We start from the raw sequence: 21,452 nt of genomic DNA, 5'->3' as shown, positions 1-21,452 counted from the left end.
TTACTTCCAGTCGGGATTGGCGGCGAGGCCGTAGTAGACGCGCGGGGCACCGTCGAGGGTGAGGGTGATCTTGCCGCCGGAGGCCTTCAGCGTGCGTTCCTGGCCGATGCAGTTGAGCTCCCGCACCGTGCCCTCGGCCGTCCCCGCGTGGGCGACGACCGCGGTCCTGGTCGTCCAGGTGTCGACCCAGGGTTCGGGCGACGCGTACCAGGAGTCCTCGCCGTGCTCGGAGTTGAGGAGGTAGCCGTCCTTGCGGCTCCAGATGATCGACACCGGTCCGGCGGGAGTGGTGAAGAGGAGCCCCTTGATGTCCTGGTCCGGGAAGGCGAGGTGCCGCACGAACGCGGCCTCGTCCAGGACCCGGGCGGCGGTCGCGAAGGCCAGAAGCGAGGGCTTGGCGCTGGTGTCGCGGTTCATCAGGCCGTAGTGGTACTCGGGGTTCGCCGGGTCGGCCTCCTGGGGGTGGTAGAGGACCGAGTCGTGGAGCTGGTACCAGTTGACGGCGCGCACGTTCTCGGACTTGGCGAGGGCGAGCGTGAGCAGCGTGTTCTCCGCGGCGTGCCGGTAGGTGTCGCTCCACCACGCGTTGGGCCGGGTCGGGGCGTACGCCTCGGTGAGCCACAGCTCCTTGTCGCCGCCGTACTCCGCCAGGACCTGGTTCGCCTTGCGCAGTGCGCCGAGGAAGTTCCAGTACGAGCCGGACGGCCCCTGGGTCCACTCCTCGGGCGGCGGCGCGAAGTCGGGCGTGAAGTTGCCGCGTCCGGGGTGGAAGGCGAAGGCGTCGATGAGGTCCCAGCCGCCCGCGGCACGGAAGTTCTCGGTCCACACGTAGTCCATGCCGCCGAGGCCGGCGTTCATGACCTTCATCCGCGAGCCCGCCGCGTCCAGGCGCGTGGTGACCTGGCGCAGACCGTCCCGCACGTAGGCGTCGGCGCCGCGGCCCGACATCCAGGGCTGGTTGACCTCGTTGCTCACCTCGAAGTACGCGGCCTCAGCGTTAAGGGCCTTGGCGACGTTCGTGTCGGCCCAGGCCGCGATCTGCTCCGGACTGCCGCCGACGGGAATGCCGCTCAGCTCCACGTTGTGCCCGATGCCGTTCGCGTCCAGGGTCGCGGTGTCGATGCCGGGAGCGCCCGCGTAGGCGATGCGGATCCATTTGATGCCGAGTGTCCTGACCAGCCCGAGTACGGCCTCTTTGCCGGGCCGGAGCAGCCAGGGGTAGTTGGCGAGGCCGAACATCGACTCCTTGCCCGCCTTGTACGTGAACTCCGGGAGCACGCTCAGATTCGTGCGGGCCAGCGCCTTGTCGCTGCCGCTTACCACCTCCACCTCGGTGAACACGATGTTCTGCGACGGCGAGGTGAGCGGGAAGGAGGCGTTCCAGGCGGCGCCCGCCGCGAGGCTCCTGGAGAGCGTGCCGCCGGCGATCCTCTCGCCGCCGAAGTCCCGCGCCCACCAGGTGAGCCGCACCGTCCTGGTGGCGGCGGAGCCGTTGACGACCTGCGCCTTGAGCGTCATCGTCTGCCCGGCCGCCTTGTAGAGGTTGAACGGCTGGTCGGTCCACACCTCCACGCCGAGGGGCCTCCCGGCGGCGAGCGCTCCCGCCCCGCGCGGCCGCAGATCGCCGAGGACCACATCGGCCTCGGTGACCGCGGTGCTCGCCCCGGTCGAGGTGCCGGGAGCGTGGACCCAGGTGGCGTCGGTGTTCGCGGGGGTGGTGGACGAGAGGCAGAGGAAGCCCTTCGTCCCGGCCCATGTCTCCACGTACGCGCCGCCCGCGTTCACCTCGTACGGAATGCCGCCCCGGGCGTCCCGTTCCCAGACGGTCAGCGGCTCGTACGACTCCGCAGCGCTCGCGCCGTACACCGTGCGGGAGAACATGAAGCCGGCCGGTGCGAGCGTGCCGGAGCCGCTCACCTCCCACTTCAGGTGGGCCCGGTGCGGGGTGACGTCGAAGATGCCGCGCACCGTGACTGCGGAGGCGCCGCTCGCCATCGTGTACGTGACCTGGATCGCGGGCCGCCCGTCGGGGAGGGTGATCCGGGCTGGCGTACCGCCGAAGGTGCGCTGCTGGCCGAGCGCGGTGTCCTTGATCATGAAGTGGCTGAGCAGGATGCGGTCGGCGCCCGCACCGTCCTGAAGGAGGACGCTGCCGTCGCTCCGGCCGATCAGGGTGATGCCTTCGGCGTCGATGGTGACCGGGTCGGCGGCGTGCGCGGGAACGGCCGGCAGCAGCGCGGCGCCGGTGACGACGGCCGTGCCCTCGATGAATCTGCGGCGGGCGACTGACATGGAGGTGCCCTTCTCTTGTCCTGGGTGTGGTGAAGTGCCTCGAATATTCGATGGAGTCCGCAGGGGAGCGGTGGGGCTCAGCCCTTGACCCCGGTGAAGCCGAGCCCGGCGACGATGTACTTCTGGCAGACGACGAAGACGAGCACCGGCGGGGCGACGGCGAGCACCATCGCGGCGATCAGCTGGTCCTGCGGCGCCTGTGTGGCGAGCTGGGCGAGGGCGACGCTGATCGGCTGCTTCTCGGGGTCGGTGATGGCCACCAGCGGCCAGATGAAGTCCTTCCACGAGTGCATCACCGCGAGCAGACTGATCACGGCGAGCACCGGCTTGCTCATGGGCAGCACGATCTTCGTGAGCAGTTGCCGGGTGCTCGCCCCGTCCACCCGGGCCGCGTCGAACAGCTCCTTCGGCAGGGCGTCGAAGAACTGCTTGGCGAGCAGCACCGTGAAGGCGTTGGTGCCGGCGGGCAGCCAGATCGCCCAGTAGGTGTCGCCCAGGTTGAGGTGCAAAAAGGGGACGTCGATCACCGTCATGAAGAGGCTGACCATGTTCACCGTGTACGGCACGAACATCGTGGCGAGGATCGCCCCGTAGACGACCTTGCCGAACTTCGGCCTGAGCACCGACAGGGCGAAGCCCGCCGTGGCCGAGACGAAGAGCTGGACGAACCACGACCCGCCGACCACCAGGAAGGTGTTCATCAGGTAGCGGCCGACACCCAGATCGGTGTACGCCGTGGCGAAGTTGCCCAGGGCCGGCCGGTCCGGCCAGAGCGCCAGGGGCTGCGTGGTGAGCTCGGTGGGCGGCGAGACCGCGCCCTTGATCATCCAGTAGAGCGGTCCGATGCCGATGAGCAGCAGCAGGATCAGGGTGAACACCTGGATGGAACGCACCGCGGCACGTACGCCGGGACGCTGACGGTCATGGGCGGAGACGAAGGTGACGGGTGTGGTCATGACGTGCTCCAGCTGCGGGTGGCCCGCAGATAGACCGCGGAGAGCAGGGCGAGGGCGGACACCATCAGGAAGGAGAGCGCGGCGGCCTGCCCGTACTCGCCGTCCTGGAAGGCGTACCGGAAGATCAGCAGCAGGACCGTGAGGGTGGAGTTCTCGGGGCCGCCGCCGGTGAAGATGTACGGCTCGGTGAAGACCTGGACCGTGTTGATCAGCTGGACGAGCAGCAACAGGCCGATGACCGAGCGCAGTTGCGGCAGCATCACATGCCAGATCCGCCGCCAGATCCCGGCGCCGTCCACCTCGGTGGCCTCGTAGAGTTCGCCGGGGATGCCGACCATCGCCGCGAGGTAGATCAGCACGGCACCGCCCATGCCCGCCCAGGTGGACTCCAGGATCAGCGAGAGCATGGCGCTGTCGGAGGACTCCAGCCAGGAGTACGGGCCGAGCCCGACCTTGCCGAGGACGTTGTTGAAGAGCCCGCTGCCGGGATCGTAGAACCATTTCCAGAGCAGGATCGCCACGACCGGCGGGATCACCACGGGCAGGTACACCAGGAAGCGGTAGACGCCCGCGCCGCGCCGCACGGTCGACATGACGGCGGCCAGGATCAGCGGCGCGGGGAAGCCGATCAGCAGGCCGAGCCCCACGAAGATCAGGGTGTTGCCGACGGCCGTGCCGAGCAGCGGATCGTCGAAGAGAGAGCGGAAGTTGTCCAGGCCGACCCAGACCGCGGGCTCGACCAGGTTGGTCTTCTGGAAGCTGATCAGCAGGCCGCGCACGATCGGCCACCAGGCGAAGAGCCCGAAGACCAGCAGCGTGGGGACGAGGAACAGCCAGGCCGTGAGCTGTCTGCGGACGCCGGTGCCACGCCGCGACGGCTGAAGGACTCGCGGCGCGTGCTCCTTGGACACATCGGCCGGGCGCCGGGGCGGAGTGAGCAGGGCCATGGGCCGGCTACTTCTGGTCCGCGGCGAGCTTGGCATTGACGTCCTTGTCGGCCGAGGCCAGCAGGGCGTCAATGTCGGCGTCGCGCTTGGTGAGCACCGCCTGCACCACGGGGTCGAGCGCGGTGTAGAGCTTCTGGGCCTGGTACAGCGGCTCCGGCTTCAGCTCCAGGGCGGAGAGACCGTCGATGTACGGCTTGAAGTTCCGCAGCTTCACATTGACGTACGGCTTGATCGCGGCGTCGATCTCCTTCTGCCGCGTCTCGTCGAAGACCGGCAGCGTTGGCACGCCCACCGCGGATTTCGGGTCGGTGGAGAGCGTCTTGGCCTGCTGGGCGGCGGTCTCGGTGCTGTACTGCGGCTCGGCGTAGGCGAAGGTCAGCCACTTGACGGCGGCCGCCGCGTGCTTCTTGTCGACGGACTTCGGAACCAGGTAGATGTCGCCGCCGGTGAGGGTCGCGTCGCCGCCGGACTGCGGCATCGGGGCCGCTCCGAAGGCGTCGGGGTTCTCCATGCCGAACTGCATCTTCGCCAGCCGGTACGTCCCGGGGCTGCCCATGAACATGCCGACCTGGCCGGCCGCGAACTGCTTGATCACGTCGTTCTGGTCGTTGAGCAGGGTCTTGCCGAGCGAGTCGTCCTTCCAGCGCATGTCCTTGAGCAGCCGCAGTGCCTTCTTCGTCGGCTCGCCGGCGAGCGTGGCGGTGTACGTGCCGCCCTGCTCCTTCTCCAGTTCGCCGCCGAAGGCGTACGAGAGCATCGTCAGCTGCCAGCCGCCCTGGTTGTCCTTGGACTCGTGGACGAAGCCGGCCTTCCCGGTCCGGTCGCTGATCCGCTTGGCGGCGGCCCGCACCTGCGCCCAGGTGGCCGGCGGCTTGTCGGGGTCGAGCCCGGCCCTCTCGAACAGCTCCCGGTTGTAGACCAGGCCCTGGGCGTACGGATTCTGCGGCACCCCGTACACGTCGCCGGCGCTGTCGGTCAGCGGCCGGAGGACCTGCGGGTTGAACTCCTTGAAGTGCTGCCACTCCTTGAGCTGCCCGGTGATCGGCTGCACCTGCTTCTGCTGGATGAGCCGCTGCGGTTCGGTCAGCGGCACCCTGATGACGTCCTCGACATTGCCGCCGGACAGCTTCGCGGAGAACGTCAGCGGGTCGAACACCGTGGTCGAGCCCTTGACCCTGACACCCGGGTTGGCCTTCTCGAAGTCGGCCACCTGTCTCTTGAAAAGGGCGATCCCCGGCTTGTCGGTGGCCGGCGGCATGCCCTGTACCCGCAGCACGAGATCGCCGTCCCCGGCCGCGCTGCTGGGAGTGAGGGAGGAACAGCCCGCGAGGGTCGCGGTCAGCGTCATGCAGCCAACTATGGCCGCACAACGGGTTTTTCCGGGCATAACGTCTCCAAGAAGGGCAGGGTGGGGCTCGGTGAGGTGCCTTGTTCGTTGTGGTGGTGTGCGTCGTGGATCAGCGGGCGGGGGCGCGTCCCGTCGAGGCGCGCGGGATCAGGCGGGAGCCGATCTCCACGAAGGGCGTATCGGCTCCGGCGACCTGTCCGGTACGGCCTCGGGTGCTCGCGATCGTCTCGATCAGGAGGTCGCCCGCACGCGTGGCGATCTCCTCGGGGTCGATCCTGATCGTGGTGAGGCTGGGAGTGGAGACGGAGGCGAGCAGCGTGTCGTCGATGCCGATGACGCTGACGTCGCGCGGCACGCCGACGCCGAGGTTGGCCATCTGGTGCAGCACCCCGAGGGCGACCAGGTCGTTGTGGGCGATCACCGCCGTCGCGTCATGGGCGGCGACCAGGGTGGCGGCGTGCACCCCCGTCTCGAACCGCGGCTCGTACGGGCCGAGTTCCGTCAGGGAGAGGTCGAGCGCCTCGAAGGACTCCTGGATGGACTTGCCCCGGCTCAGCTCGACGCGGGACGCGTTGATGAAGACGCAGCGCCGATGCCCGTACGCCTTCAACTGCTCCGCGGCCTGCGCGATGCCGGCCGAAAGCGAGATCCGGACCTCGGGGATGCCCGGCACGCGCCGGTTCACCACCACCAGCGGCATCTGCCCCGCGAGTTCGTGGAGCCGGCCCTCGGTGAGGGTGGAGGCCCAGAGGATCAGGCCGTCGACCCGCTTCGACACGGCGGCGATGGCTGCCAGCTCGTCCGCCTCGCGCTCGTCGCTGTCGGCGACCAGGACGGTGTAGCCCAGGCGCCGGGCGCGGGCCTGCATCGCCTTGATGATCGGCGGGAAGAACGGGTTGGCGATGTCCGGGACGATCAGGCCGAGCGTTCCGGTGCCGCCGCCGCGCAGTGAACGGGCCGCCGGGTTGGCGGAGTATCCCAGCCCGGCCGCGGCGTCCAGGATGCGCTGCCGGGTCGCCGGCTGCACCTGGTCGGGTGCGGTGAACGCACGGGACACCGTCGACACCGAAACACCCGCGGCGCTCGCCACCTCCCGGATCGTGACTGCCACGGGCGGGCCTCCTCATCGTCTGCGGCCGGGGACACCGGTCTTGCCACCCGAACCTGCGGATGCGGCTGATGCTTGCGAACGTTCCCATCGCCTGTCAAGACACGTGTCGTGACTGTTACGTCGAGAAAAACCTGCTGGATACAGGGTCTTGCGCTGCACTTCGACTGCTGTTGATGATGTGCTCTCACGAACAGCACTGAAATTGCGGGAACGTTTTCATAGAGGAGTGCCATGAGGATCACCGGCCTGGAAGTGCTGACTCTTCCGGACCACGGCGACAGCATGATGCTGGTCGTCGTCGACACCAACGAGGGCATCCACGGCCTGGGCGAGGTCGGCATCAGGTCGCGCCAACGGGCGGTCGCGGGCGGTCTCGAACACCTCGCGGAGCTGATCGTCGGCGAGGACCCCCGACAGATCGAGCACCTCTGGCAAGTGATGTTCCGGCGCGGGTTCTTTCCCGCCGACCGGATACTCGCCGCCGCCATCGCGGCGGTGGACGTGGCCCTGTGGGACATCCGCGGCAAGGCGCTCGGCGTCCCCGTGCACGAGCTCCTCGGGGGCCGGGTGCGGGATCACGTACCCGCCTATGTCCATGTCGGTGACGGCTACCACGACCGCGCGGGGTTCCTGGACCGCTGCCGCGATCTGGTCGCCCAGGGCTGGGGCCATCTGCGGTTCGCCTCGCCGCACGACGCCGACGGGACGCTCGACGCCCGCCGGTGCCTGCGCGACTCGGTCGACCTCTTCCACCAGGTGCGGGACACGGTCGGCGACGAGGTGGAGCTGATCCTCGACGTCCACACGCGCCTGGATCCGCCGGAGGCGCTGACCCTGTGCCGGGAGATCGAGGCAGCCCGCCCGTACTTCGTCGAGGACCCGCTGCGCTGCGAGAACGCGGACAGCTACCGCATGCTCCGGGCCCGCACCGGCGTACCGCTCGCCGCGGGCGAACAGTACGGCTCCAAATGGGAGTTCAGGTCACTCATCGAGGGAGAGCTCATCGACTACGCACGCGTGGACGTCGGGGTCGCGGCGGGCCTCACCGAGGCGAAGAAGATCGCTGCGATGGCGGAGGCCCACCACATCAGGCTCGCCACGCACAATCCGCTCGGCCCGGTCACCGCCGCCTCCTCGCTGCAACTCAACCTGGCCTGCCCGAATGTGGCGATCCAGGAGCACCAAACCGACCCCGAGCCGGCCATCGCCGCGCTCTTCACCGCACGGCCGACGGTCCTGCCGGGCCGGGTCGAGCTGAGCGAACTGCCGGGCATCGGCGTCGACATCGACCGGGAGGCGGCGCGCCGGTTCCAGGCAAAGGGGGCCGAGCGTCCCCACCTGCGCACGGCGGACGGGGCGTTCACGAACTGGTAGCCGGACCGGACCGGCCGATCGGCCGCGCGCCCGCCCCGCCCACCGAGCACGATCCCCGACCCCAAGAAAGTGAGGCGAGCTCCGTCGTGTTGTTCACAGGAGCCGCGAGACCGGTCCGACTGGGTCTCGCCGGTACGGCGTTCATCAGCGTGCTGGCCGGTGTGACGGCGACGCCGGCCGGCAGCCAGGAGGCCGGGAAGCTGACGGTGACGGCCGTGTCGTCGCGGGCCGGCACGGTGTCGGGAGGCGACGCCCTGATCCGCGTCGAGGTACCCGCTTCCGTACCGCGCGGCGGAGTCCGGGTCGAGGCGGACGGCCGGGACCTGACGTCGAGCTTCCGGCCCGTCGGCGACCATGCGCTGATGGGCCTGGTGAAGGACCTGACCGAGGGCGCCAACAAGCTCACGGCCAGAGCCCCCGGCGCGGGCGCCGGACAACTGACCCTGAAGAACCACCCCGTCACGGGTCCGGTGTTCGCCGGGCCGCACGAGCAGCCGTTCGTCTGTGACACCGCCGCGTTCAAGACGGTCACCGGCGCCACCCTCGGGCAGCCGACCGACCAGGACTGCTCGGTCGAGACCCGTATCGATTACATGTACCGCACCACGGCGGGCACGTTCGTCCCGCTGCCCGACGAGAACACCCGCCCCGCCGACCTGGCGACCGCCACGACGAGCGAGGGCAAGGCGGTGCCCTACATCGTCCGCGTCGAGACCGGCACCATCAACCGCGGCATCTACGAGACGGCCGTGCTGCTCGACCCGGAGTCCGGTACCCCCGACCCGCTGGAACGCGGGCCGGGCTGGAACGGGCGCCTCGTGTACGGCTTCGGCGGCGGCTGCGACAACGGCTGGTACGTCCAGGGCCGCAAGACCGTCGGCATCATGAACGACGCCTATCTCAGCAAGGGTTACGGCGTCGCGTCGTCCACGCTGAACGTCTTCGGCAACAACTGCAACGACCTGCTGGCCGCCGAGACCATGAGCATGGTCAAGGAACGCTTCGTGGAGACGTACGGCGAACCCGCCTTCACCATCGGGAACGGCTGCTCCGGCGGCTCGTACCAGACCCACCAGATCGCTGACAACTACCCGGGCCTGCTGGACGGCATCCTCTCCGGGTGCAGCTTCCCCGACGTCGGCTTCGGGACGATTCAGACGCTCAGCGACGCGCTGCTCCTGAACCGGTACTTCAAGAACGTCGCGCCGGACACGTTCACCCAGGAGCAGCAGAGGGCGGTCTCCGGATTCGGGAAGTGGGAGAGCATCGGCAGTCTGGCACGGGCCGCCGGCCGGATCGATCCCACGGGATTCTGCCCGGCCCAGCTGCCACAAGCCCAGCGCTACGACCCCGACACCAACCCGGACGGCGCCCGCTGTGACGTCTACAGCCACACCGTGAACGTCTACGGCAAGGTCCCGGCGACCGGAAAGCCGCGCAGGCCGCTCGACAACACCGGGATCCAGTACGGACTGGCGGCCCTGAACAAGAGCGCCATCGGCGTGGACCAGTTCATCGACCTGAACCGGCGCATCGGCGGCCTGGACGACGACGCCCAGCCCGCCGCGCAGCGTACCGCCGCCGATCTCCAGGCGGTACGGACGGCCTACCGCACGGGACGCCTGCTGAACGGCGGCGGCGGCCTCGCCGACGTGCCGATCATCGACTACCGCGACTACACGGACGACGCCGCGACCGGCGACATGCACATGCGCTTCCAGTCCTTCTCCACCCGGGCGCGCCTGGACAAGGCCAACGGCACCCACGCCAACCAGGTCATGCTCACCCGCGCCGACGGGCACGGATTCACGCTCGCCGGGATGGTGGCCGACATGGACCACTGGCTCACCGGCATCAAGGGGGACTCCGGTGACGACGCGCCCATCGAGAAGATCGTCCGCCACCGGCCGGAGGGTCTCGCGGACGCCTGCTGGACCCGTGGCACCGGCGCGAAGAAGATCACGGAGCCCCAGGTCGAGGGCATCGGCACCACCGAGTGCAACACCCTCTACCCGGTGTGGACGTCGCCGCGGATGGTCGCCGGGGCCGATGTGGCGAACGACATCGTCAAGTGCCGCAAGCGCCCGGTGGACCGTTCCGACTACCAGGTGCCGGTGACCGACGCCCAGCTCGACGACCTGAAGGCGGTCTTCCGCGACGGTGTCTGCGACTGGTCCACGCCCGGGGCAGGTCAGCAGGGCCTCGCCGGCACCTGGCTCTCCTTCGACCAGAACTGACGGGGCGACAGAGGCAGAAACCGGAACGAGGTGGTGCCGGAAGATCGTTCGGCCTTTTTTCTTCGCTGTCGCTCCTCGCCGTCGCCTCAGAACGTGCGCCAGCTCCATGTCGTCGCGATCTCCAGGGGCTCGATCGGGGTGACGTAGCGGGGCTCGGTGTTCAGCCCGTTCGGCGGGCCCGACTGCGGCTCCACGCAGACCGCCTCGGCCTGCTCGTCGTAGACCACGACCCACTCGGTCCGGCTCTTCACCGTCAGCTCCAGCTGCTCCGGCCAGGTGAGGGTCACCTCGACGCCGTCGGGCATCCCGAAGGCGTCGTCCCACGGTCCGTCCAGGGGCGGGATCCGGCGGCCGGTCGGCAGGTGGTCCTCGCCCCGCTCCTCCTGCCAGGCGGCGTCGAAGCCGATCCGGACGTCCTCGCCGCTGCCGAGACTGCGCCGGAACCACGGGTGCCAGCCGGCCTGCGCCGGGAAGGAGTCCCCGTACGTCTCGATGCCGAACGCCAACGTGACGGACTCCTCCGACAGTTCGAAAGTCTGCGTCACCCGGCCCGGGTACGGCCACGGCTCCGCCAGGTCGTAGTGGAACGAGGCCTCCGTCCCGGTCTCCCGGTCGGTCTGCCAGACCGTGTCACGGCCCGTGCCGTGGATGGCGTGCGGCGGGGCGGTCAGCGGCATCCGGTGCGGCACACCGCCGTTGCGGAACTGCCCGTTCTCCATGCGCCCGCACCACGGCACCATCGGGAAGCAGCCGTACCGCTCCCCCTGCCGCAACAGTTCGGTGCCACCGATCCGGAGGCTGCTGATACGGCAGCCGTTGGCGGGGCTCACGGTCAACTCTGCGTCGCCGGCGGACAGCCGGACGTCCTTCTCGCTGCTGCTCACACGACGACACTACTGGCGCGGCTACCTCCGGCGCCGCAGCGCCCGGCCCACCACCACGGCCGAGGCGAGGGCGAGCGCGGCGGCCGGGGCCACCCAGCACAGCGTGGCGCCCGCACCGGCGGAGCCGAGCGCCGGCACGGGTGCGTACCGGCCGCGCGGCGGGGCGTGGTCGACCTCTTCTGCGCTGCGCCCGATCATGGTGCGCCGGGCGTGGGCGGCCTCGGCCGGGGAATCCGGAACGGTGAACTCGATACCGGCCACCGGGTCCAGCGAGGACGGCGGCACCGCCGCGTCGAAGACCGAGGCCCCGTCCGACGACGGATCACCGGAGGGTGCCTCGTCGGCAGCGGCGTCATGCCGGGTCGGGGCCTCACCGACACCGGTGTCGTCCGCCTCCTCCGCGGCCTCCTCGATGGCCTTCTCCACCGCGTCCCCGACGGACCGCTCATCGGCGCCGGTCGCGGAGCCGCCCCCGGAGTCGTCCAGGCCTGACCGCTCGTCGGCACCGGCCGCGGAGCCGCCACCGGGCTCGCCCACGGACCCGCCGCCCGAGCCGTCCGAGCCCCCCGAGCCGTCCGCAGCGTCCCCGTGCGCGGCGAGCGCCTCGGTCACCAGCTGCTGCGCGAACCGGTCCAGCAGGCGTTGGGCGGCGGCGAGCGCTGCCGCCGGGTCCAGCTCCACCAGGCGGCCGTCGCCGCTCACCGTGCCCTCGAACGTGATCGCCGTACCGCCGTCCCGTCCGGCCAGCCGGACGGCCAGGGCCAGCTTCACCGAGCCGGTGCCGCGCGCCTCCACGCCCTCGCCCGTCACGGAGACGCCGTACGCGGCGTCGCCCGCCGGGCCGTCCGCCGGCGCGGTGATCCGCAGCGCGCCCCGGTAGGTGATGGTGTGGCCGCCGACCCGTACCTTGATCCGGCCGGCCAGCGGGTCCGCGGACGCGTCGGCGTCCTGCCGAAGCCCCGGCACACAGCGCGCGACCCGGGCAGGATCGCCCAGCGTCCGCCGCAGGACGGGGACCGGAACCGGAACGAACACCTCATGCTCCATGGAAACCGAGCCTACTCAGCCCCGGCCGTCCCGTCAGCGCTTCGCCCCCTCCGGAACCCCGCCCACAGCCCGTCGCAGGCGCCGGCTCCCCCGCTCACGGTTCGTCCCAGTACCTCGGGTGCACCAGGGTCGAGGGCGCCATCCCCGGCAGTCGGCGGGACTCCGCCTGCCGCCCCGCCTCCTGGAGCGCCGGTTCCGTCAGAGACCTCAGCCGAGGCGCCTGCGGAGCAAGGCCGAGCGCCGGGGTCCGGCCCAGCCCGGCCAGGACGAACCCCCAGCCGTGCACCTGTGCGCCGCCGCCCGTCGCGCGGTCGGGGCCCGACTCGAAACCGGCGTACCGGCCACCGATCCGGTAGGGGCGGGTGCGCAGCCCGGCCGCCCTCATCGACGCCTCGACCGTCCAGTAGGTGTGCGGCCGGCCGATCGGCGGCCCGCCGTGCACCACCAGCCGGCCGCCCGGCGCGAGGGCCTCGGCGACCAGTCCGTAGAACTCCGCCGAGTAGAGCTTCGTACTGGCCGAGATCCCCGGGTCCGGCAGGTCGGAGATCACCGCGTCGTAGCGGCCGTGCGCCGCCCGCAGCCAGGTGAACGCGTCCCCCGTGACGGCTGTCAGCCGGGGATCCCGGTACGCGTGCGCGTTCAGCGCGGAGAGAGCCCGGTCCGTACGGGCCAACCGGGTGACGGCCGGGTCCAGCTCGACCACCGTGACGCTCCGCACCCCGGGGTAGCGCAGCACCTCGCGGGCCGCCAGACCGTCGCCGCCGCCCAGGATCAGCACCCGGGCGTGCGGCCCGTTCATCACCGGGTGCACCAGTGCCTCGTGGTACCGGTACTCGTCGCGCGAGCTGACCCGCAGCCGCCCGTCCAGGTAGAGGTCGAGGGAGCTGCGGCCCGCACCGGTCAGCACCACCTCCTGGACGTCGGTCTGCATGGCGACCCGCACCCGGTCCCCGTACACCGCCCGCCGCGCCGCCCGCTCGAAGTCGTCGGCCAGCACCGCGACCGTGGCCAGCAGGGCGATCACCGTCACGTTGGCGACGATGAGCAGCCACCGGGACCGGCAGCTGAGATCCCGCCGGAACACCCACATCACCAGCGCCCCGCCCGCCGCCGCGTTGACCGCGCCGGTGAGCAGCGCCCCGGTGAGCTGTCCGAGCATCGGCAGCAGCAGGAACGGGAACGCCAGTCCGCCGACCAGGGCCCCCACGTAGTCCGCGGCGAACAGATCGGCGACGGCCCCGCCCGCGTCCTGCCGGTCGACGCGCTGGATCAGCGTCATCAGCAGCGGGATCTCCGCACCGATCAGCACCCCGATCGCCAGCGAGAAGCCGACCAGGGCGTACCGCGACTCCCCGATCCAGGCGAACGTCGCGTAGAGCACCAGCGCGGAGGAACCGCCGACCAGGGCCAGCGCCGCCTCGATCAGTCCGAAGCCGACCGCGGCCCGGCTGCATAAACGTTTCGCGAGCAACGAACCGATGCCCATGGCGAACACCATCACGGAGAGCACGACGGACGCCTGGGTGACGGAGTCACCGATCAGGTAGGAGGCGAGTGCGACCAGTTCGAGCTCGTACACCAGACCGCACGCGGCGCAGACGAAGACCGCGGCCAGCACGAGGTACCGGCCGGTCCTCGGCCGTACGGGAAGCCGCGCCGCGCCCCCTCGCAGCGACACCTGCTGGTCGATCATGCCGCGAACGCTACGTCACTGGAGTGTCGCCGCTTGTCACCCACAAGGGTGTAAGTGGTTGATCCGCAACGGAGTTGGGCCCCGTCACAGCACAGCCGCCGGCATCCGCACACCCACCCGGGTGCGCGTCACCACCAACTGCCCCTCCTGCGGGTACGCGTGCCAGGTGCGCCACCGCACCTGCCCCTCGGTCCGCTGGGCGAGCATGGCGGTGAAGGCGTGCGGGCTGCCGGGGAACGTCCCGGCCAGCCCGTGGGGATGGTCGGAGACGAGCGCGAGGAGCTCCTGCGCGCGCCCCGCGAACGAGCCCGCGCCGAGCGTCTCCACCCGGGCCGCGAACTCGTACTCCCAGTCCCCGAGGCGCTTGGAGACGCCGAGGGGCAGTGGGGTGCTGCTGCCCGGCATACAGGCGACGGTCTCTGAACAGCTGCCGTTGTCCTCCTCCAGGAGGACCTGATGAGAGGCGCCGAGCAGGCGCAACTGGAGTTGCGCACCGGCGAGATGGAGATCGAGCACGGCGAGCGCCGGGAGCGGTTCACGCCCCAGCGCCCAGGCCAGATCGGCGGCACGGGTGTCGGAATAGGCCGTATGGAGGGTCGTGAGCATGGGTCGGCTCCGCAAAACACACATGGACACATGGACAGGGGGGCGCCCCCGAGCGTGATGCACGTGGGAGGTGGGAAGCGCCCGATCAGGTCCAACTGGGGTCCGAGGGCTGAATGTTCTCTCTACTGAGGGAATCACGAACTAAGCCGTACTCGCAGTGTTTTTACCCAACTTGACGTGGTTTCCATCCCCTCGGGGGCCCTCCGGTTCACCTGTTCACCGGCGACTCGCCGTCCGGCCCAACAAAAAGGTGTCCGGCGGGACTTAGGGGTCTGCCCACCCCCGCTCCCGCCGGACACCTCCACCGGCACCGGGCCCGCGTGCACTCCGTCCGGCCCGCGGACCAGCTGCCCCGTGTCAGCTGCCTCCGCCGCATCCGCCCCCGCCGCCACCGCAGGAGGACCCGCCCCCGCAGGAATGGCCGCCTCCGCACGAATGGCCTCCGGAGTGGCCGCCCGAGTGACCGCTGCCGCTGCCGCACGAGGAGCCGCCCCCGTCGCCCGCCCACCAGCTGCCGCCCGCCGCGCCGCCGCCGACCGCACCGCGGCGGCCCTTGTTCCCGGTCAGTGACTTGTTGCGCTTCGCCGTGTCCGCCATCGACGCGACGAGAATCGCCACCGCCATGACCACGAGCACGAGTACCGCACCGATCGCCAGCTCCACCGACCTCACGTCCTTCCGTCCCCCGAAGCGAGTCCCCCGCTTCTCACCGGTTCCTGCGTGCAGGAGGGATGCCCCCGCCCCCGTTCGGCCAAAGCAGACTTGAGCAACTCCAGAGCTTCCGCGCAGGATGGCGGTCATGGCACAGGGACGACCGCTGCTCAACCGCCGCCTCGCCGAGTTCGGCACGACGATCTTCGCGGAGATGTCCGCGCTGGCCGTCCGCACCGGCGCCATCAACCTCGGCCAGGGGTTCCCGGACACCGACGGACCGGAGGAGATCCGCGAGGCCGCCGTCCGCGCTCTGCGCGCCGGCCACGGCAACCAGTACCCGCCGGGGCCCGGGGTCCCCGAACTGCGCACCGCGATCACCGAGCACCAGCTGCGGCGCTACGCCCTGGCGTACGACCCCGACACCGAGGTCCTGGTCACCGCGGGCGTCACAGAGGCCATCGCGGCCTCGATGCCGGCCCTCCTGGAACCCGGCGACGAGGTGATCGCGCTGGAGCCGTACTACGACTCCTACGCCGCCTGCATCGCGATGGCCGGCGCCACCCGCGTCCCGGTCACCCTGCACCCGGAACCCTCGGCCGGCAGCTACCGGCTGGACCTCGACGAGCTGCGCGCCGCCGTCACCCCGCGCACCCGGCTGCTGCTGCTCAACACCCCGCACAACCCCACCGGCACCGTCCTGACCCGCGAGGAACTCGCCGCGATCGCCGCTCTGGCGTGCGAACGCGACCTCCTCGTCGTCACCGACGAGGTCTACGAGCACCTGGTCTTCGAGGGCGAGCACCTGCCGATCGTCTCGTTCCCCGGCATGCGCGAGCGGACGGCCACCATCAGCTCGGCGGGCAAGACGCTCTCGTTCACCGGCTGGAAGGTCGGCTGGATCAAGGCTTCTTCGCCTACCTATTCAGATTGTGGGGCGTCAGCCCGAACACTCCCTCTCGCCGACGCGCTATCTTGAATCCCAAATGGCGTGCACTTGCTGAGAGTGCTTCACACCCGGGCGCGCGCCTTAGTAAATCCCAAACAGCGTGCACCGATGGGTGCGTGGCGTACGTCTTCTACTGTCCTACCTGAAACCGGGGATCACGCGGCTCACCCGCCCACTTGGAGATCCCCTCGACCTCAGGAAGGAACCACGTGCAGCAGACGCTGATGTACGTGATCATCGCGGTCCTCGCGGCGCTTGTCGCTGCTCTTGTCGGCAGCTTCGTGGCCGTAGCCGAGGGAGGGCGCCCCACGACGGCCCTCAAGGCAGGAGCACTCACCTTCGCCGGCGCCCTGACGCTGCTCATCGTGGTCATGGACGCCCTGGGGGTGGTGGGCTCATGAGCGATACAGGTGCCCTTCGAAGGCGCGTGCAGGCCGAGGATCCCCTCTCCCTCGACGAGGTGCTCCTGAAGGTGCAGGTACACCGCAAGTACCTCTCGCGGCTGATGAACGCCCACGACGCGACTCGCCTGGTCCTCGGACTGCTGTTCCTGAGTCGGAAAGCGCACGCGGCACCCGGCACCGGCGTACCGACATGGTCGTGGTTGCTGGGTCAGCCGGCAGCGGGCGGTTCGGGAATCCGCGCTGCCGTGAGCAAGTGTCTGGCCCACTGGCTCCCCACAACCGACGCTCAGGGCATCGACGCGGGCACGAGAAGCCTGATCCCCATTCCGCCCCCTCGTTCCGACGAACACCTGCACGCTCTCATCCAGGCCATCGGATCCACCCAGCGGGTCGGCCCCCTGCTCGACCAGTGCCTGCGGGACCTCTCGGCGGACCAGGCAGGCGGCAGCCACTACTTCACGCCCGTTGATATGGCGCGTCTCATGGTCGGCGCAGCCGTGCCCCGCGACAGGCACAGAGTGCTGGACCCTGTCTGCGGTTCAGGGGGGCTGCTCGTCGAGAGTCACCGCTATGTCCACGACCGCGTCGAGGTGGACCCGGCCATGTCGTTGCAGGGAAGGGAGCAACACGCCTACACCTCGCAGGTGGCTCGCATGAACTTCGCCGTACGGGGGATCAGCGCCGACGTCTCCCCGCCCGGGGACAGCCTTGCGGAGCCCGAACGCGAGCCCCACGACATCATCCTGGCCAACCTCCCCTTCAACCAGCGCGACTGGGCGCCGGAAGCCAGGACGGAGCAGAGCACCCGCCGGCCGGCTTCCCTGGTCAACGCCGATCCCCGGTGGCCGGAGGAACCGCCGCCCCGAGGATCCGCCAACTCGGCGTGGATTCAGCACATCGCGCACGCACTGGCTCCGGCCGGACGCGCCGCCTTCCTGATGGCCGACACCGTGGCCAACACCCGCCAGCCCATCACCCGAAGACTCCGCGAACGCCTCCTGCGAGACGACCTCGTCGAGTGCGTGATCGCCCTGCCGCCCCGCGTGTTCGGTCACACCCAGACCACTGCCTGCCTCTGGGTGCTCAACAAGGACAAGAGCGCGCGTCCCGGCTGGGGCATCCGGGACCGCCGCCGTCAGGTGCTCTTCATCAACGCACGGCGAGCCTTCGAGCAGATCCCGGACTCAAGAGCGCGCAGGCTGGGCGAGATGAACGCGGCACTGATTCTGGAGACCCTCGCAGCATGGCGTGGCCTCTCCGAACACGGCGTCGCGGCCACACCGTACAAAGACGAGACCGGCTGGTCCCGAAGCTGCTCCACCGAGGAGATCGCCGGCCACGAGTACAGCCTGATGCCAACCTCGTACGCCGTGGAGCCTCCCAGCCCCGAACGCGACACACGAAGCCGGATCGACGAGCTCAAGCTCGAACTGGCCGATTCGTTCGACCGGATGCGCGATCTGGAAATCCGGCTGCTGGATGCCTTGGAGGAGATCTGATGGAAGCCGAAACCCACCAGCCCGACTCGGATACGGCGGCTTGGCCGACCACCTCCATCGCGATCGAGCAAGTCCGCAGGGATATCTACACGACCTGCGGCGCCGTCGACGACAAGGCATCCGATCAAGCGCCAGGAGTGGTCGGCTCGGAGTTCGTCCGGGACGGCAGGATCCTCTCACCCCGCATGAATGAGTCCGTGCCGGGCGCCCCTCCGGCCACCCGCACCCTCAAGGAGGGCGACTTGGCCGTCGTACTCGTCAGGCGGGTGGGCGAGTCCGCGCTGGTCACCTCCGAGCACGCAGGATGGCCCGCGACCAGGTCGATCGGCATCATCCGCGCTGAGCCGCACATCGTGCGGTGGCTGCACATCTGGCTGCAAACGTCCACAGCGAAGGCACGGATCGACGAGGACGTGACGGCACACGTCGAGCCCACCATCAGCCTCGACACCCTCCGCCGAATGCTGTTCCCGCTACCCCCGTCGGACGTCGTCGCCGCATACGACCGGGCCTTCGACCTCATCGAGGAGATGGCCTCCCTCTACGAGAAGAGCGCCCGACAGGCTGTTGCCTTGGCCGACGCCCTCCACGACGACTGGGCATCGGCGGAACCGTCCTGGGAAACACGGGCACTCGCCGAGGTCGCCAAAATGAAGACGGGTAACGGTTCCGAAAGCTCGCTCCCTCCACTGCCGACAGGACCCTCCGTCGACGCGATCGCTCCGCGCGACCTCTTCGACCTCCCCGTGCCCCACGTGGAGAGGTTTCGCCTGCGAAGCCCAGCGGACGCCGGCCGGGCGCATCCTTCCGGCACCTTCATGCTCAGCACCCGTCCCGACGGCGCGCACATCGCGGTGACGCGCCGCCCGGCGACGGCCCTCCGAAGCGTCGTGGCTGTGCGCCCCGTCGAGGACACGGACAGTTGGTGGCTGCTTCACGAACTCAGAGGCAAGAGCGGCGAGATCATGCAGACTGCGCAGGGGCGGAACGCCCGGGAGATCTCCGCCCTCGCCCTCAAACGCCTGAAAGTCACCTGGCCCGACCAGTTCACGCGCTCCGCCTTCCACAGGATGGCCGAGCCCCTGCACGCCACGGCACGGCTCCTTGTCTCCAAAATCGCTACGTTGCACAACCTGCGGGACGCGCTCCTGCGCGATATCTCGGCAAAGGCCGGTGTCCTCAGGGAGCCGACAGCACAGCCGGGAGAAAAGGGCGCTCACACTCCTCACCCCACTGCGGTTCCCGCACCACGCGGGGGGCAAGAGCGCTCATGAGTCAGGATGGTCGCTAGAGACTCGACGGCACCCGAGTGAGAACGGTGGAGACATGAACACCAGGCCACTGCTGAACCGAAGGCTGGACGGACTCGGGACAACGATCTTCGCGGAGATGTCGGCACTGGCCACCGCGACGGGCGCGATCAACCTGGGCCAGGGCTTCCCCGACACCGACGGCCCCGAGGAGATCCGCGAGGCCGCCGTCCGCGCCTTGCGGGAAGGCAAGGGAAACCAGTACCCACCCGGCCCGGGGGTTCCGGAACTGCGCGCCGCGATCTCCGAACACCAGCAGCGTTTCTACGATCTTCCCGTCGACCCCGACACCGAGGTCCTGGTCACCGCCGGGGCCACCGAGGCCATCGCCGCCACCCTGCTGGCGCTCCTGGAGCCGGGCGACGAGGTGATCGCCTTCGAACCCTTCTATGACTCCTACGCCGCCTGCATCGCCATGGCCGGCGCGAAGCGCGTGCCGCTCACCCTGCGCGCCCCGTCCTTCCGCCCGGACCTGGACGAGCTACGGGCCAAGATCACTTCGCAGACCCGCCTCCTGCTCCTCAACACGCCACACAACCCGACCGGGATGGTCCTCTCCGCCGAAGAACAGGACGCCATCGCCGCACTCGCCATTGAGCACGACCTGCTCGTTGTCACCGACGAGGTGTACGAGCACCTTGTCTACGAGGGCACGCATAGCCCCATCGCGGCCCTTCCCGGCATGCATGAGCGCACCGTCTCCATCTCATCCGCCGGCAAGACCTTCTCGTTCACCGGATGGAAGGTTGGCTGGGTCACGGCGAACGGCCCGCTCGTCTCAGCGGTCCGGACCGCCAAGCAGTACCTGACCTACGTCAGCTCGGGTCCGTTCCAGTACGCCATCGCCGAAGCCCTCCGACTGCCGGACTCGTACTTCGACGGCTTCCGCGCCGACCTGCGACGCAAGCGCGACCTGCTCGGCGACGGGCTACGCGCGGCCGGGTTCGAGGTCTACCAGCCCCAGGGCACGTACTTCATCACCACCGACATCACACCCCTGGGCGAGGAGGACGCCTACGCCTTCTGCCGCGCGCTTCCCGAACGCTGCGGCGTCGTCGCCGTCCCCAACTCGGTCTTCTACGACGACCCCGACGCCGGCCGCAGCCAAGTCCGCTTCACCTTCTGCAAGCGGACGGGTGTCTTGGAAGAGGCGGTTACCCGCCTCAAGCGATTGACGGTCTGACAGAGGGCGCGAAAAGAGCGCCGCCCGGTCGCTTCGGGGTGCGGAACCTGCTCAAGCCCTGCTCCCGGAGCGACCACGGTTCACTCGGTGTCCTTGGGGTGTCGCGGGGACGCGTACACGAGAATCACGGTGGCAGTCTCCGTGCTGACCAGGTAGCGCACTCGACCACCGCTGGTGACCTCGTACTCCCACTGGTCCAGGTCGGAACCCTTCCACACTTTGGTGGCGTGCCTGCCGCGCAACCGATGCTGGCGATTCCAGTTGGACCGGGTCAGGGGGTCACTTCGGAGAGCATCCAGGCAGCGATGCGCGTTCGGCAGGGCCACGCGACACAGTTCCTCCCAGCCCGTCACCGCCTCTGTGGTCCCGAAGACGACGTTCCACCCGTCGAGGGGCGGAACGCTCACTCGGTCTCCTTTCTTCGGGCTCACCCACGCACCTCGACCTGACCGAGGTCATCACCATCGAGCGGACGCAGCGATTCCCTGAGCTGCTCGGGATCGGCATTGATGCGTGCCGTGGCGCGCCAGGAGACGATCGCGCGGTGCACAGCCTCTCCCGCCCCCAGTTCGGCGGCGTCCGACAGCGCTTCGAGAAGCTCGACAGTGAAAGCCCGAACCTCTTCCGCGTCCAGGTGTCGCGCCCAGGGGAACACCTCGGGCAGGGCGAGGAGGAGCGCTCTGGCACCGTCGTCCTGCTTCATCAGTGCGAGGAAAAGCCGCGAGGCGGTGGTCAGATTCTCCTCCGCACCCTCCGCGCGTACAGCCGTGGTCAGCACCATGTCCGGCGCGTCCCGATGGGTGACCCGAAGCCGCCCCAGGGCAGCAGCTCTGGCCGCGACACCTTTGGGGTTACGGGACAGATCGGTGAAGGAGACGGATTCCGTTTCTGCATCCAGACGCGCGGTAGACATAATCAGAGCTTACTCAGATCACGATCTGATTTCAAGTGCGGCCGTCCG

At 69.6% G+C, this 21,452-nt stretch carries 18 protein-coding genes and 1 pseudogene; 7 read left to right on the top strand and 12 right to left on the bottom strand.

Features of this window, described 5'->3' with window-relative positions:
- The 5 genes from RLT59_RS20225 to RLT59_RS20205 form a co-directional block, all read right to left on the bottom strand.
- Positions 1-2,292, bottom strand: coding sequence for a hypothetical protein (locus tag RLT59_RS20225; protein ID WP_311304684.1), 2,292 nt, complete (start codon positions 2,290-2,292; stop codon positions 1-3).
- 77 nt (positions 2,293-2,369) lie between these two features.
- Positions 2,370-3,248, bottom strand: a complete 879-nt coding sequence (locus tag RLT59_RS20220; protein WP_311304683.1) for a carbohydrate ABC transporter permease — start codon at positions 3,246-3,248, stop codon at positions 2,370-2,372.
- Entirely contained in the window at positions 3,245-4,195 is a 951-nt protein-coding gene (locus RLT59_RS20215; protein ID WP_311304682.1) for a carbohydrate ABC transporter permease, read from the bottom strand. The genes RLT59_RS20220 and RLT59_RS20215 overlap by 4 nt, the downstream gene beginning before the upstream one ends.
- A 7-nt stretch (positions 4,196-4,202) precedes the next feature.
- Positions 4,203-5,543 carry an ABC transporter substrate-binding protein gene (locus tag RLT59_RS20210; RefSeq protein WP_311304681.1) on the bottom strand — a complete coding sequence of 447 codons (1,341 nt, stop codon included), beginning with the start codon at positions 5,541-5,543 and terminating at the stop codon, positions 4,203-4,205.
- Between the two features lie 109 nt (positions 5,544-5,652).
- A complete protein-coding gene (locus RLT59_RS20205; RefSeq protein WP_311304680.1) occupies positions 5,653-6,654 on the bottom strand; it encodes a LacI family DNA-binding transcriptional regulator in 1,002 nt (333 codons plus the stop codon).
- Between the two features lie 231 nt (positions 6,655-6,885).
- Between RLT59_RS20205 and RLT59_RS20200 the strand changes: the two genes are divergently transcribed.
- Both RLT59_RS20200 and RLT59_RS20195 read left to right on the top strand, forming a co-directional pair.
- Entirely contained in the window at positions 6,886-8,028 is a 1,143-nt protein-coding gene (locus tag RLT59_RS20200; protein WP_311304679.1) for a mandelate racemase/muconate lactonizing enzyme family protein, read from the top strand.
- Positions 8,029-8,114: 86 nt separating this feature from the next.
- Positions 8,115-10,265: a DUF6351 family protein gene (locus RLT59_RS20195; protein ID WP_311304678.1), complete on the top strand. Its 2,151-nt coding sequence runs from the start codon at positions 8,115-8,117 to the stop codon at positions 10,263-10,265.
- An 86-nt stretch (positions 10,266-10,351) separates the two neighbouring features.
- Here RLT59_RS20195 and RLT59_RS20190 read toward each other — a convergent pair whose 3' ends face one another.
- The 5 genes from RLT59_RS20190 to RLT59_RS20170 all read right to left on the bottom strand — a co-directional run bounded on the left by RLT59_RS20190 (position 10,352) and on the right by RLT59_RS20170 (position 15,158).
- Positions 10,352-11,149: an aldose epimerase family protein gene (locus tag RLT59_RS20190; protein ID WP_311304677.1), complete on the bottom strand. Its 798-nt coding sequence runs from the start codon at positions 11,147-11,149 to the stop codon at positions 10,352-10,354.
- Positions 11,150-11,170: 21 nt separating this feature from the next.
- Entirely contained in the window at positions 11,171-12,196 is a 1,026-nt protein-coding gene (locus RLT59_RS20185; RefSeq protein ID WP_311304676.1) for an SRPBCC domain-containing protein, read from the bottom strand.
- A 94-nt stretch (positions 12,197-12,290) separates the two neighbouring features.
- The gene (locus RLT59_RS20180; RefSeq protein ID WP_311304675.1) at positions 12,291-13,889 is read right to left on the bottom strand and encodes a polyamine aminopropyltransferase; all 1,599 of its coding nucleotides are present in this window, start codon (positions 13,887-13,889) and stop codon (positions 12,291-12,293) included.
- 84 nt (positions 13,890-13,973) lie between these two features.
- Positions 13,974-14,495: a DUF2617 family protein gene (locus RLT59_RS20175; RefSeq protein WP_073733506.1), complete on the bottom strand. Its 522-nt coding sequence runs from the start codon at positions 14,493-14,495 to the stop codon at positions 13,974-13,976.
- Positions 14,496-14,852: 357 nt separating this feature from the next.
- Positions 14,853-15,158 (bottom strand): hypothetical protein, encoded by a 306-nt coding sequence (locus RLT59_RS20170; protein WP_311304674.1) that lies wholly within the window; start codon positions 15,156-15,158, stop codon positions 14,853-14,855.
- A 136-nt stretch (positions 15,159-15,294) separates the two neighbouring features.
- On the opposite strand from RLT59_RS20170, the pseudogene RLT59_RS20165 reads away from it, so the two are divergent.
- The 5 genes and pseudogenes from RLT59_RS20165 to RLT59_RS20145 form a co-directional block, all read left to right on the top strand.
- A pseudogene (locus tag RLT59_RS20165) lies at positions 15,295-16,059 on the top strand (aminotransferase class I/II-fold pyridoxal phosphate-dependent enzyme); the annotation flags it as partial.
- Between the two features lie 245 nt (positions 16,060-16,304).
- Positions 16,305-16,496, top strand: coding sequence for a hypothetical protein (locus RLT59_RS20160; RefSeq protein WP_311304673.1), 192 nt, complete (start codon positions 16,305-16,307; stop codon positions 16,494-16,496).
- Complete coding sequence (locus tag RLT59_RS20155; protein WP_311304672.1) at positions 16,493-17,998, top strand: N-6 DNA methylase; 1,506 nt, start codon at positions 16,493-16,495, stop codon at positions 17,996-17,998. Before RLT59_RS20160 ends, RLT59_RS20155 begins: the two co-directional genes overlap by 4 nt.
- A gap of 242 nt (positions 17,999-18,240) precedes the next feature.
- Positions 18,241-19,272 carry a restriction endonuclease subunit S domain-containing protein gene (locus RLT59_RS20150; RefSeq protein ID WP_311304671.1) on the top strand — a complete coding sequence of 344 codons (1,032 nt, stop codon included), beginning with the start codon at positions 18,241-18,243 and terminating at the stop codon, positions 19,270-19,272.
- A gap of 52 nt (positions 19,273-19,324) precedes the next feature.
- Positions 19,325-20,491 (top strand): pyridoxal phosphate-dependent aminotransferase, encoded by a 1,167-nt coding sequence (locus RLT59_RS20145; protein ID WP_311304670.1) that lies wholly within the window; start codon positions 19,325-19,327, stop codon positions 20,489-20,491.
- Positions 20,492-20,571: 80 nt separating this feature from the next.
- On the opposite strand, the gene RLT59_RS20140 is transcribed toward RLT59_RS20145, so the two are convergent.
- Entirely contained in the window at positions 20,572-20,898 is a 327-nt protein-coding gene (locus RLT59_RS20140; protein ID WP_311304669.1) for a hypothetical protein, read from the bottom strand.
- A gap of 20 nt (positions 20,899-20,918) precedes the next feature.
- Entirely contained in the window at positions 20,919-21,404 is a 486-nt protein-coding gene (locus RLT59_RS20135) for a prevent-host-death family protein (protein WP_311304668.1), read from the bottom strand.
- Positions 21,405-21,452 lie beyond the last annotated feature (48 nt).

The sequence above is a fragment of the Streptomyces sp. ITFR-6 genome (assembly GCF_031844725.1).
Classification (GTDB): Bacteria; Actinomycetota; Actinomycetes; order Streptomycetales; family Streptomycetaceae; genus Streptomyces.
This window is presented reverse-complemented; position numbering and strand designations above follow the sequence as displayed.